The 13,845-nt window shown below is 63.5% G+C and carries 3 protein-coding genes; all 3 read right to left on the reverse strand.

From position 1 onward, the window contains the following. Positions 1-24: 24 nt before the first annotated feature. The 3 genes from FHR66_RS07445 to FHR66_RS07455 are packed head-to-tail and all read right to left on the reverse strand — an operon-like array spanning position 25 to position 13,806. Positions 25-11,250, reverse strand: coding sequence for a non-ribosomal peptide synthetase (locus FHR66_RS07445; RefSeq protein ID WP_237475220.1), 11,226 nt, complete (start codon positions 11,248-11,250; stop codon positions 25-27). After that, on the reverse strand, positions 11,247-12,482 hold the full coding sequence (locus tag FHR66_RS07450) for an ABC transporter permease (RefSeq protein ID WP_160964841.1): 1,236 nt from the start codon (positions 12,480-12,482) through the stop codon (positions 11,247-11,249). Before FHR66_RS07450 ends, FHR66_RS07445 begins: the two co-directional genes overlap by 4 nt. A gap of 10 nt (positions 12,483-12,492) precedes the next feature. Continuing rightward, entirely contained in the window at positions 12,493-13,806 is a 1,314-nt protein-coding gene (locus tag FHR66_RS07455; RefSeq protein ID WP_160964839.1) for an ABC transporter permease, read from the reverse strand. Between the last annotated feature and the right edge of the window lie 39 nt (positions 13,807-13,845).

Raw genomic sequence — 13,845 nt, forward strand, 5'->3', positions numbered from 1 at the left:
GCGGATGTCGTGTTGCGCTCGGGTCTAGATGGTCGCCCTTTCCTGGATCAGGGATGCCGTCGTCGAACACACCTTGCCTACGGTCGCTTTCTCGTGGATCCAGGAGAAATGACTGTTGTCTCCGAGGGTCTGCAGTGTGAAGGACGACGGCGGCAGCAACGTATCGAGATTGTTGAAAGGCGAACTCGCGTAGTACTCGAAGACCTTGCGCTGCTCGTCGCTGCGATGGTCGGCAATGGGCTCAACGGCCTTGAAGAGCACGATGTTGTCGGCGGTTTCCGCCAGCGTTGCCAGCGCCTTTTGATTTGGTCTGTAGCGGTGATTGATCGGATCGAGCGAGTTTGCATGTTTAGGCAGGCATAGATCGTCCACCGCCTTCTCGACGTTGAAGAACGAATCGACCATGAGCAGATTCGAAACCGCTTCACCCTCGCGCAGCAGTTGCAGCGACATCTCCAGGGAGACCACGCCGCCGAAGCTCCATCCGAAGAAGTTGTAGGCGCCGCTTGGTTGCAGCTGGCGTACGTGGTGCATGTAGTACTTGGCGATTTCCTCGAAGGACTGCATGGGGCTGTGCAGGTGCACGTTGTTGAACAGCACCAGGCGCAGGGTCGGGAGCTGTTTCGCCAGGTTGTTGAGGTAGCTTTCCGCGCCGCCTTCGCCGGGCGGAAGGACGAACAGCGTGGGGCCGGCCGTGGCTTCGTTGATGACGAAGTAGGGCTCGAAATCCACGGTGCGGGGACGCGCGGGGTAGGGCTTTGCGGGTTCGGCGCGTTGCGTCGCGTGCTTGCCCATATACGCGCAGAACGTTTGCAGCGCCGCTTCCAGCGACCTGGAAAATTGCCTGGCCTGTTCGGCAGCCAAACGACTGTCCACATCCACTACCATCCGCGTCCCGATGCAGCGTGCGGTGATATCTATTACGCAGTCGCTCGCGTGTTGATCGCTGCCGGACGTGCTGATGCCGCACATCGCCGGGTCCAGTCGCCAGCGCGCGGTGCCATCGTGCGCATCGCCTGCGTCGGCGGTGCCAGGATCGGCGAAGCTACCCAGGTAGTTGAAGCTGACCTCGGGAAGTGGAGCAGCGTCGCTGCCGTAGACACCGCGGAGCGCGCCGTAGCCGACGCCATTGGAGGGAACGCAATCGCGGTTCGCGCGTGTCGCCGCCAGGCTTTGCCCCATGTCGTCCTCGCCGACGATGGCGAGTGGATACATGGCGGTGAACCACCCTAAGACGTCCTGTACGTCCGGGGCATCGTGCAGTATTTCCCGGCCATGGCTTTCCATGGTAACGAAATGACGGGTCCGGCCGGTAACGCCGCGCAGCGCTCGAGCCAGCGCGGCAAGCATCAGGTCGAGCGTGTGCGCCTCACCGGCTCTGCGCCCGCGGCCGATCAACACCGCCGTGTCTTCGTCGCTGAGCGCGAAGCGCGTGCGATGGCCGGCGGCTGTGGACGGGTCCGCGCGTAGCACCGGCCGGTCCGCCGTGACCTGTTGCGCGATCTGCTGCCAATGCTGCACTTCTCCGGCTGCCGGGACATACGCTTGCAACGCCTGGGCCCAGCGGAGGATGTCGCCCGCCGGCGGATCCAGTTCTGCGCCATGGTAGAGGGCTTCCAGATCGCGACACAGGATTTCCCAGCTCACCGAATCCACGATCAGGTGATGCAAGGACATCCAGATGCGCGCCGAACCGTCGGCGAATCCATGTACCACGGCAGCCCTGCACAGCGGCCCGCGCTCGAGGTCGAAGCCGCCCTGTAGTGCAGCCAGTTGCCACGCCAGTGTGTCTTCGCCGGAGACGCGCAGATCGATAGCGTGGAGCGGAATGTCGCTGTCCTGAGCGTAGAACTGGGTGATGCCCGTGGGGGCGATCGTCGCGGTTCTATACCTGAGGCGGAGTGCATCGTGGTGTCGCGACAGCTTGCCGAGCGCAATGCGCAGCCGGTCGGTGTCCAGCGCAGGAGTGCGGATGGTCAGGTACTGGTTCCAGTGCCCACGGTCGTGCAACTCCTTGGCGAAGAACCATGCCTGGATGGGCAGCAGCGGACATTCGCCGGCAGGTGCCGCATGGGCCTGCGCAGGCAACCTGTCTGCCGGATCCTTCAGGACATGTTCGGCGAACGCGGAAACAGTGGGAAAGTCGAAGATGTGCTTCACGCTGACCTTATGGCCGAACTTCCTGCGGATCTGGCTGGTCAGGTGCAGAGCGGCGATGCTGTCGCCGCCGATCTGGAAGAAGTTATCGTGGATCCCAACCGCCCGGCCATGCAGAACGTCGCTCCAGATGCGGCAAAGGCGCGATTCGATCCGTTGCGAGGGCGCCGCATAGATTGCGCCGGGTTCCTCTGGGCACAGGCGCGCCAACGCGCCGGTGTCGAGCTTGCCGTTCACGGTCAGTGGTAGAGCATGCTCCAACCTGACCAGGCTCGAGGGCATCATCGCCCCTGGCAGCTTCGAACGCAGATGGCGGGACAGGGCATGTTCGTCGAGCGCTGGTTCGGCGACGTAGTAGCAGACAAGCCTGTCGCCGCCGTCTTCGTCGTCGCAGCGGGCGATCACGGCGCATTGCGTCATGCCCGGGAAGGACGCGGCTACCTCCTCGACCTCGCCGGTTTCGATGCGAATGCCGTTGATCTTCACCTGCCGGTCGTTGCGGCCGAAGAACTCCAGTTCGCCGCTGTGGCGGCGCCGGGCCAGGTCGCCGGTCTTGTACAGGATGCCGTTGCGCCCTTGTTGTCGATCCTCTGCGCTCTGGAAGGGATTGGCGATGAAGCGTTCGCGCGTCAGTTCGTCGCGGTGGAGATAACCTGCGCCGACGCAATCGCCCACCAAGTGAATCTCGCCAAGGCCACCCGTCGGCAGTTCGCGCAGTGTGTCGTCAAGGATGAGCAGCGCGCTGTTCGGGATGGCTTGGCCAATGTCGTTGCGGTACGGCGCGTCGGGCGCGAAGTACCTGATGGTGTTGTAGACGCTGGTTTCGGTGGTTCCGTAGGCGTTGTACAAGGGCCCCCGATACTCCTGGCGGATCTTCTCGAAGTGATGGCGTCGAAATGTTTCGCCCGCGACAAGCACTGCGCATAGGTGATCGAATCGGGACAGGTCGAACAGTTGCAGGTGGGTCGGGGTGCCACTGATATAGCTCAGGCGTTCCTGGTTCATGCGTCGATAGAATGCGTCGTTGAACACCAGTGTGGACTCGGGAATGATCAAGGTATTGCCGCTCAGGATCGACAACACCAGCTGCTCCACCGAGAAATCGAACACGTAGTTGGCGAGGAAGAGGACACCCCGGCGCGGCGATCCGGCCTCGGCATCGCCGAAGTAGCGACGTGCCAGGCCATCGCGGAAGCTCAGCACATTGCGGTGCCTCACCAGGACGGCCTTGGGCCTGCCGGTGGTGCCCGACGTGTAGATCGCGTAGGCGCGGTGGCCGCCGTCGGCAGTCGTCGCCGGGTTCGGCAACGTTGCGTCCTGCAGTGGCAGCGTCTGCACGTTCACGACTGGTATGTCGTGATGGCGTGCCAGTTGCTGGACGCGCTGTTCGTGGGCGGCTTCCGTCACCACGATCCGTGCGCGCGTGTCTTCCAGCATGAACGCGATGCGTTCGTCCGGGTAGCCGGGGTCGATGGGCACATAGGCAGCGCCGGCCTTCCATGCGGCGAGAATGGCGATCACGGACCACTCTGTCTTGTCCAGCACCAGCGCGACGAAATCGTCGGGTTCGAGCGATATGCGGTTCAGCAGGACATGCGCCAGTTGGTTGGCGCGTGCGTTGAGGTCGGCATATGTCAGGCGTGTGTCGCCATGCACCAGGGCGACATCGTGCGGCATGTCTGCGGCGATCCGCTCGAAGGCGGCGTGCAAGGTCTCGGCCGGTCGCGGTACGGCCAGGGGCGCCGCCGGCAGTGCACGCAGGTCCGTGCCGACATAGCGGATGTCGGACAACGCAGCGGACTCGGCCATCGGCGCGAGACGGCAGAACTCCTGAAGGATATGCCGATAGGTGGCGATGATGCCGTCGATGCTCGCGGCATCAAACAGCGACGCGGCATAAGTGAAGTTGACCCCAAGCCCGTCGGCCTTTTCGGAAACGGTCACGGATAGGTCGAACTTGGCCGTGGTTCTGCCTTCGTCCTCTGGCACGTGCACATGGATCGCCGACCAACCAGTCTCCACCGACTCCCTGTTCAGCAGGCTGAAGACCGCCTGGACGATAGGATGGCGGCTGGTGTCCTTGGCGACTTCCAGGCGCTTGACCAGTTGTTCGAACGGTAGGTCCTCGTGCAGTTGCGCCTGCAGCACGACGCCGCCGACGTCTCGCAGGTAGTCCAGCAGTCGGCCACTGCCGTCGATGCTGGTCCTCAGCACCAGCAGGTTGACGAAGAACCCCACCACGCCATCGAAATCGGCGTGCCTGCGGTTGGCCGATGGGGTGCCGACGATCAAATCGTCTTGCCCGCTGTAGACCTTGAGCGTGAGGTAGTAGGCGGCGAGCAGTACGCTGAAGAAACTGGTGCGCGTGGTCTGCGCCAGGACCTTCAGTTGGTCGGAGGTGCCGACGTCGATGTCGAAGACGATCTCCCGGCCGAGATAGTCGAATTGCGCTGGGCGCGGATGGTCGATCGGCAGGTTGAGCGGCTGCCAGCCGGCGAGCGAACGTTCCCAGTAGTGGAACAACGCGTCCATGCGCTGCTCGGTGAGCTGTTGCTGCTGCCAGAGAGCGAAGTCCGCGTAGGTCGCCTTCAGTGGTGGCAGTGCGTCGTATGCTGTTCCTTGCAGCAGTGCCTGCAGTTCCTCGCGGAAAATCCGCCACGACCAGCCGTCGAAGCAACTGTGGTGGAAAACCAGGCTGGCCACGATGCGATGGGGCATGCCGCCGACGGTAAGAAGGTGGGCGCGAAGCGGGAGTTCTTCGTTCAGTCTGAACACATGGCCGGCTTCGGCCACGAGCAGCGTATCCAGCGCATTGCGGTCGGATACATCGGAACATCGCAGTTCGAACCGCAGCAAGGCTTGCTCTGCCGGGAGAATGCGCTGGATGCGGCGGCCCTCATCCGTGCCTTGCAGGAGGGTGCGTAGCGCCGCATGGCGTCGCAGCAGGGCGCGAAGCGCTGCTGCGACGTCGTCCTGTGCGGTGGGGCGGTCCAGGTCGATCGCCAAGGCGAAGGGGATATTGTAGGCGGCGGTGCCATCGACCAGGTCGTCGATGAACAACAGGCGTTCCTGCGCGAGGGAAGCCGGCGTCGTCGCGCCGGACGCCTCGGCCAGGCCGGCGGGCGAGGCACGATCGGTGCCGGTGGCATGTGCGTTGGCTTTGAGGAAGCGGGCCTGCGCGGCGATGTTCGGATGTGCGAACACCGCGGCGACATTGAAGTTCTGCGCGAAATGTTGGGTAATGGCCTGCGCCAGCTTGATGGCGCGGAGGCTGTCGCCGCCGACGCCGAAGAAATCGTCGCGGCTGCCAATCCGGTCCGGGGCCAGACCGATGACATGTGACCAGAGCCGGCAGAGTTCCCGCTCCACCTCGTTTGCGGGAGGGGCGTAGTCGGTGTCGGTGCCAATCGCGAACTCCGTAGGCGGCAGGCGCTTGACATCCAGCTTGCCGCTGCCGGTCACCGGAATCTCGGGAATCCGGATGATGCGTACAGGAACGATGGCCTGTGGCAACCTGGCCCTCATCCACTGCAGAAGTTCGGTCTCCTGCAACTGGCCGGCGCTGAGGTAGAAGGCGACCAGATACTTCTGCGAAGCGCCGCTGGCGGCGGAATCCGCGTACTCGCGAGCCAGCACGATCGCACGTGCGATGCCCGGATAGGACGACAGGGTCGCCTCGATCTCGCCCAGCTCCACGCGCTGGCCGCGGATCTTCACCTGCATGTCGTTGCGGCCGAGATACTCGAGTTCGCCGTTGGGCAGCCAACGCACCAGGTCACCGGTCTTGTACAGGCGTGCATTGACTCCCTGCGTCATCTCTTCAGCCGTCTGGAACGGATTGGAGACGAAGCGCTCCGCGGTCAACTCGGGGCGATTCAGGTAACCCCGCGCCACGCCGATGCCACCGATGTAGAGTTCGCCCACGCCGCCGACCGGCACGCGCTGCATGCCCGGGTTCAGGACGTAGCAGGCGGTATTGGCGACCGGATGGCCGATACTCTTGTCCAGGCGCGGTACGTGCCTGGGGTACAGGCGCTTGTGGCTGGTGATGGAGATCTCGGTCGGTCCGTAGCCATTGATGATCAGGCCATCGAAGGTGGAACGGATCTTGTCGAAGACCGGTGTGGTGAAGTCCTCGCCGATGGCATCGATTCGCTTCAACGAGGGAATGCTGCCGTATTCGTACAGGGACAGCACCGATGGCGTTCCGGACAGGTAGGTGACCCCGTGCAGGTTCATGTAGGCATACAGCCGTGACGTGTCGCTGCGCATCGCGTCGTCGAGCATCACCAGGGTCTGCCCGGACAGCAGGGCATCGGTCATCTGCTCGACGAAATGGTCGAAGACATAGTTGGAGAAGGACAGAATGGCTTCGTCGCCTTGGTCCTTGCGCAGCCCGAACAACTGCTCGAGCGACGCATGCAGGTTTACTACGCCCCGGTGCTCGATGAGCACGGCCTTCGGCCGGCCGGTGGTGCCGGACGTGTAGATGGCATAGGCCAGATCGGTGCTGGCGGCGGGGCTCTCCAGGTTGTCCGCCGCATGGCGTTCCAGAGGCAGGTCCTGTAGGCCAAGCACCTGACAGTGAAGGTCGTCCACGAGCTGGTCCAGACGCCCTGCGTGGGCAACGTCGGCCAGGACCAGTTGCGCCTGGGTGTCTTCGAGGACGAAGCGGATCCGCTCGTCCGGGTAGGACGGGTCGATCGGCACGTATGCCGCGCCGGTCTTCCACACGGCGAGGATCGCCGCGATCATCCACTCGCTCTTGTCGACCACCAAGCCGACCAGATCGTCGGGCCTCAGCGCGACGTGTGCGAGCAACAGGCGCGCGAGCTGATTTGCGCGCCGGTTCAGTTCGCGGTAGCTCAGCCGCCGCTCGCCCGCCACCACCGCGATCGCGTCCGGCCAGCGCTCCGCCGCGATTTCGAATGCCGCGTGCAAGGTGCGCTCGGCGGGAAAATCGGTCCAAGTCCGGTTCCAGGCCTCGAATCGGCGGCGATCGCCGTCGCTGATCAGTTCCAGCGCGTGTACCGGGCGTTCGAAGTCGTGCGGAATCTGCTGGAACACCGCGTCCAGCGTTTCCAGCAAGTTGTCGATCGTGTCGTCATCGAACAGTTCGCCGGCATACCACAGATCGACTTCGAGCGCGTCGCCATGTTCCCGTGCAACCACGGCGATCGGATAATCGACTTTGTCTGCGTCGTAAGACTTTTCGAAGTGCAGGTACTCGTGGTGCAGCGCGGCTTCGTCTTCTCCGAGCAGCCGTGGATAGTTTTCCAGCACCAGCAAGGTTTCGAACAGGCGCCGCTTGCTGCCTGTGGTCTGGACCATGAACAGCTCTACCGCACTGCGGCTGTTCATCCGGTTGATGGTTTCCTGGATGTCGATCAGTGCTGCGGCGATCGTCTTGCCTGCCTGCTCGGCATGATCGACGATCGCGGGTAGAGTATTGATGTAGAGGCCGACCGAATCCTCGATGCCATCGACCGGCAAGCCGCGACCGGAGACGACCGTGCCCACTGCGGTGATGGGGTGGCCGCCGAGCGCGAACAGTACCTTGTGCCACGCGAACTGCAGCACCGAATGCATGGTCACCCGGTTCTGCGCGCACCAGCGCTTGATTGCGGCCACACAGCGCGCATCCACGGACAAGGTCCTGGTACGGTGTTCGAGAATCCTGTCGTAGTCGCCGAAATCGGCCTTGTAGCGGTGCTGCGCGTTGACGATGCCGGCGAAATCGCCTCTGTCGCTCAGACGTTCGAACTGTTCCTGCCAGTACTGCAGGTGCTCGTGCCGATGCGATTCCAGGTAGCGCTGTGCGGCGACGTAGGCGGTGTCCTCCTGCAGTTCGATCGACTCGCCGCGCCGCAGCTGGATGTAGAACCGGTGTACGGTGTCGTGCAGCAGCGGAAGGCTCCAGCCATCCAGGATGATGTGGTGGCAACTGAACAGAAGCGAGTAAAGCTGCTCTTCCTGCTTGATCAGGTAGACCCGGAACAGTTGGCCTTGATCGAGTTCGTAAGGTTCCATCCGGTCGTGTCGCTGCAGCGCCGCCAGGTAGGCGTCGCGCTCGCCGCGGTCGTGCATCTGGCTCAGGTCGATGTAGCGCCACGCCAGTGAGCGATCGTTGCGTTCGATCCGCTGCAGGGCCTCTTCTCGCCACTCGAAGCGCAGGGACAAGCTCGGATACTTGCGTTGCGCAAGACTCCATGCCTGGCGCATGGCATCGGCATCGATGGCGCGGTGGTAGTGGTGAAGCGACTGCATGACGTAGGCGTCATTGGTGGCCGCGCTCTTCATCCACTGGTAGAGCATGCCTTGCTGCAGTCCGGTGGCCAGCATCGTGACGCCGTCGCTGCCGTCGCCGCCGTCCTCGCTGCGCGGGACGACCGGCGCTTCGGCCTCCTGCGCCACTTTGAGGGTCAGGTGATGGGACAACTGGCCGAACGTCTTCAGCCGATATACGTCCTCGACGCTGACTGCGATGCGGATCCGCTGCCATATCCGCATGATCAGCTGCAGGCAACTGATGCTCTGGCCGCCCTGGCGGAAGAAATCGTCGTCCTCGCCGATCTCGCCGGCGCGGATGCCGAGCACTTCGCCCCACTCAGCCTTCAACACGCCAACGACGCCTTCCTCCGCCAACGCGGCGCTGTCCTGGTCCAGGAGCGACGTGGGCAGGGCATGCAGCCCGACGTCGGGCAGGGCATGACGGTCGACCTTGCCATTGACGTTCACCGGCAGGATGTCCATGCGCACCATGCGTGCGGGCACCATCACGCGGATCAGGCGCGATTCGAGGAAGGCCAGCAGGTCGGCTTCGGAGACCGGCTGATCGGTCTCGGCGACGTAGTAGCCGATCAGGCGCCAGTTTCCGGTTTCGATCGAGTCGCCGCGCGCTACCACCACGCATTGGCGAACGCCGGGAAATTCCAGTGCCCGCGCCTCGATTTCGCCAGGTTCGACGCGAACGCCATTGAGCTTGAGCTGGAAATCGCTGCGCCCCATGAATTCGATCTGGCCATCGGGCAGGAACTTCGCCAGATCGCCGGTCTTGTAGATGCGGGCGTTGCGGCCCGCAAGCCGCTCCTGCTCGGTCTGGAAAGGATTGGCCAGGAAGCGCTCGGCGGTCAGCTCCGGGCGGTTCAGATACCCGCTCGCCACACCGGCACCGCCGATGTACAACTCGCCGATGGCGCCGATCGGCACCTGTTTCATGTTCTGGCTGAGGATGTAGCACTTCACGTTGCGCAGCGGCCGGCCGATGCTGCGGTCGTTGCGGGTGGCGTCTCCCGGCGGGTACTCCTTGATGGCGGTGACGAATGCGGTTTCGGTGAACGCGTATTCGTTGACGATCCTGCCCTGGAACTTCTCGCGCAGGGTCCGCAGACCCGATGGCGTCAGTTCCTCTCCCACCAGCAGCAGACGTTTCAGCGAGCTGCAGTGGCTGAGGTCGAAATGCTGGAGTACAGAGCGCGTCCCGTTGAGGTAGCTGATCTGGTGGTCGGCGACGAAACGGGGAAAGCGCAGCGGATCCAGCCTCACGTCGTCCGGAACCACGACCAGGGTGTGCGAGTTGATCAGGGCGATCAAGGTCTGCCGCATGAATGGCTCGAACACCAGTGCAGCGAACAGGGCGACGTGCTCGATGCCCGCATGACGCATCCGGTAGCGCTCGGAGAGGTCGGTGATGCTGTTGACGACGCTGCGATGGAGCTTGGCCACCCCTTTGGGAACGCCGGTGGTCCCGGAGGTATAGGTGACATAGGCGACCTGATCGGACCCGAGGCCCAGGTTCGGATTCGTGGCGGTGACATTGTCGTCCTGCAATGCCTGCTCGATGTCGACGAGTTCGACGTCAAGGCCGGCGTCGGACAGCATCTCCCGAAGCCGATCGAAATAGTGGCGATGGGTCAGGATGCGCCGCGAACCGGTGTCCTGCATGGTGAACTGGATGCGCTCGGGCGGGTAACTCGGATCGAATGGGGTATAGGCCGCGCCCGCCTTCCACAGCGCAAGTGTCGCGACGACGATCCTGTAGCTCTTGTCGAGATACAGCCCGACGATCTCGCCGGGCTTCACGCCCTCCCGCAGCAGCCAATGCGCCATGCGGTTGCATCGCCTGTTCAGCTCGCTATAGGAAAGCCGATCCTGGCCGCAGACAACGGCGCAGCGCTCGGGCGATGCGCCGGCCGCTTGCTCGAACAACTCGTCCAGGCGCGAAGCTTCCGGGAAGTCGCCGTCGGTGGCGTTCCATTGCTGCAGCTGTTGCTTCTGGTCTTCGGAGATCAATTCCAGATCGATCATCGTGCCGTGCGGTCGTGCCACGATCTGGTGCAGCACTTCCACGACGATGTCGAGAACGCCGCGCATGGTCTGGTCTTCGAACAGATCGGGCGCGTAGCTCATGCGCAATTGCAGGCGGCGGTCGGCACGGTCGTCGTGCACGAGCAGCGCCAGCGGCAAGGCCGTCGCCGAGGATGGCAGGCGATCGGCAGCGTCGAGCACGACGGCGTCGAAGCAGCCCTGACCGAGCAGCGCGTCCGCGAGGACAAACGCGTCATCCTGGCGCAGGTCGCGTTCGATTTCCTGGGTCGCCTGCAGACAGCTCAGGGACGATTGCAGCCGATGATCGATGATGGATGGTTGCAGCCTCCGTGGCGCGTCGCCGCTTGCGTCGCGGCTGCTACGGATATAACCAACCACCGTCTGCGCACCGTTGCCATAGGCCTCCAGCACCCTATGCAGGCTCACCAGCGCCATCGCCGCTATCGAGGTGTCCGGATTGCCAGCGATGAAATCCATCAGGCTGGCATATCCGGCGTGCTCTATCACCGCCGACACGGTATGCGCCGAACCGAAGTCGCGGCCGTCGTCCCTGACGACGATCTTGTGGCGCCATGTATCCTTCAGAAGGATGTCGAGATCGCAGCGATCATTCCGTGCGGCATCGATGCGCTGGCGCCAGTCGGCGACGCTTGAAAGGAGTAGTGAGTTGCTCATGTCGTAATAAGCTCCCTGCTGTTGCGGCAATGGGGTGGCATTGCCGCTGATACGAGACGTGGCGCCGGATGGCTGACGCAGGCTTTTCATGCCGAGCGGGTTGCTTCCGCCGGCGGTACGCGCGAGGCGCGTAATGCCGGCGCCAGTACCGCGCCCTGGCCGAGCAGCAGCAGTACGACCATGCCCACGAGGATGTAGAGCGGAGAGAGCCTGGTCAGTTCGAACGAGCTCATCAGCCAGACGTTCAGTCCGATCGCGAGTACGCTGCCAAGCGCCACGCCGATCATGCCGATCAGCAGGTTTTCGGTTAGGAAGTAGTTGACGATGTCGCGCTGGGTCGCGCCCAGGGCGCGGCGCACGCCGATTTGCTTTCGTCGCTGGCCGACCCAGAAGCTGGTCAGCCCGACGATCCCCGCCGCGGTGACGCCGAGCAGCACCAGGGAGATGGCCCCCATCAAGTAGGCCGTTCCGCGGTCGCTTTTATAGACCTGTTCGCGCACCGTCGTGAAGGTGCGAACGCCTCGCTCGGCCGGGAAAACGCGCATGCGATCGAGCTTGACCAAGGTCGCTGGCGCCGAGCGCATTACCGCGTCCAGCTGCCCCGGCTTGGCACGCACCAGGTAGGTGCTGTCGCTGCGCGTGAGCCGCATCGGTAGCAGCGTGACGTTGTCCATGTAGCCATAGCTGTCGGCGCCGGACCACGAGGCCTGTAGATGATCGACGATGCCGATCACGGTGCTCGGCGTTGGATCAGTGTTCCCCAGGTAAATTGCCTTGCCCAGCGCACCGCCGTCCGGAAAGACCTTGTCCGCGAGCGCCTTGGTAATGATCACCTGGCCCGGCCAGGCGAAGTCGTGCTCGTCGCCGGTCTGGATTTCGCTCGGATGGAAGTTGCGTCCGGCGATCAGCCTGGCGCCCATCGTGGAGAGACCATGGTCGTCGACGAAGTACAGCTCGGTGCGGGCCATTCGTTCCCGTGCATTCGGATCCAGACGGACGCCCTCTGGCCAGCTGTCTCCGCCCAGGGGGAACGAATTGCTTTCGGTGGCGTCCTCCACACCCGGCAAGCGGCGCAACGCCATCAGATCAGCGTCGATCAGCGGCGGCATGTCCTTGGGCGCAACGCCAACACGGTCGCTCTGGATCGTCAGCAGCTCGTGTTCCGCCAGGCCGGTGGGTCGGTAGATACGTTCGATGCGGTGCTGGATGATGCACAGCGCATTGCAGACGACTGCCAGCGTGAGTGCGATCTGCAATGCGATCAGGATGGTGCCGGCCTTGTGTTTCTTGAGCGCGGCAAGAATGGGAGCAAGTTGTCGCATGGTTGTCGCCTCAGTTCGCTTTCAGTTGCCAGGCCGGCTGCACCTGTGCCGCGCGCCAAATCGGGTAGAGCGCCGCGATGACGGTGGCCAGCGTCGCCACCACCAGGGTCAGTGCCGCCAAAGACACGTTCAGCTCGGCCAGGCGCGCGATTTCCGGCTCGAACACCAGGTCGGTGCCGAGCATTCCCAGGCCGGTCAGCAGCAAACCGAGCACGCCGCCGGCCAGGCCGACGGTGCCGGCTTCCACGAGGAACTGCATGTAGATGGCGCTGCGCGGCGCGCCCAGCGCACGACGGATGCCGATCTCCGCTGCGCGGCGCATGAACTTGGCCAGCAACAGGCCGATGGTGTTGACCAGGCAGATCAACAGGAAGCCCAGGCCCAGCAGCGCCGATATCTTCGACTCCGGCGGCACGATCTTCAGGTAGTCGAGCCATTGCGCCACGTCGCGCAGGCGCGCGTTGGGCGGCCAGTTGAAGCGTCCGGACTGCTGCTGTTGTGCCGAATAGTTGCGCAGGTAGTTCAGATAGGATTCCGCGCTCGCCTTGTCGGGCAGTTCGACCCAATAGGCGATCCATGCGCATTCGGACTGCAGCCATGCCTCCCATCCCGCGCCGGGCGTCTTGTAGCAGCTGCGGGTGCCATTGGTCGGCAATTGCAGGCTGATGGCATGGGTGAACGGGATGAACAGCTGCGCGGGTTTGTCGAATCCTCCGGTATTGGCCGCGTCGTAGAACAGCGGCTGGGGATTCCAGCGATCCATCACCCCGCGGATGCGGTAGCTCCTGCCATCGATATTGATTTCCTTGCCGACACTGTTCGCACCCTTGAAGAGGCTGTCGTTGAGCGAGCGGCTGATCACCGCCACGGCCGCGCGTGACTCGTCCTCGGCCGCCGACCATCCCCCGCCGTAGAGGAAAGGAACGCCGAACATCGGGAAGGCATCCGAGTAGGTCGCGTAGCTGCTCACCTGAAACGGTAGAAGCGCCATGTCGGCGGGCACGATCGATGCCTTGATCGGGTAGAGCGCTGTCTGCCGCATCGCGCGATGGTCGCGCATCAGGGCGATGGTGTCCTTGTAGCTCAAGGCACGCGGTGGCTCGCCACCGTTCTCGATGTTTTCGGTGGGTCCCCAGTTGTCGATCTGCGCCACGAACAGCTGTGCGGACTTTTCCGGAATCGGGTTGCTCGAGGTGGCGCGGAATACGGCGTAGGTTGTCATCGATGCGGCTACGCCGACGGCGATCGACAGCACCATCAAGCCGGTTAACACGGGATTGCGCATCAGGCTGCGCAAGCCAAGGTGGAAGTAGTAGCCAAACATCGTCGCTCCTTCATCAATCGCTGACCAAGGCACCGTTCG

The sequence above is a fragment of the Xanthomonas sp. F4 genome (assembly GCF_011761895.1).

Excerpts from the sequence above, each read along its gene's own strand:
- FHR66_RS07455 (WP_160964839.1), bottom strand. The coding sequence starts at position 13,806 with ATGTTTGGCTACTACTTCCACCTTGGCTTGCGCAGCCTGATGCGCAAT.
- FHR66_RS07445 (WP_237475220.1), bottom strand. The coding sequence starts at position 11,250 with ATGAAAAGCCTGCGTCAGCCATCCGGCGCCACGTCTCGTATCAGCGGC.
- FHR66_RS07450 (WP_160964841.1), bottom strand. The coding sequence starts at position 12,482 with ATGCGACAACTTGCTCCCATTCTTGCCGCGCTCAAGAAACACAAGGCC.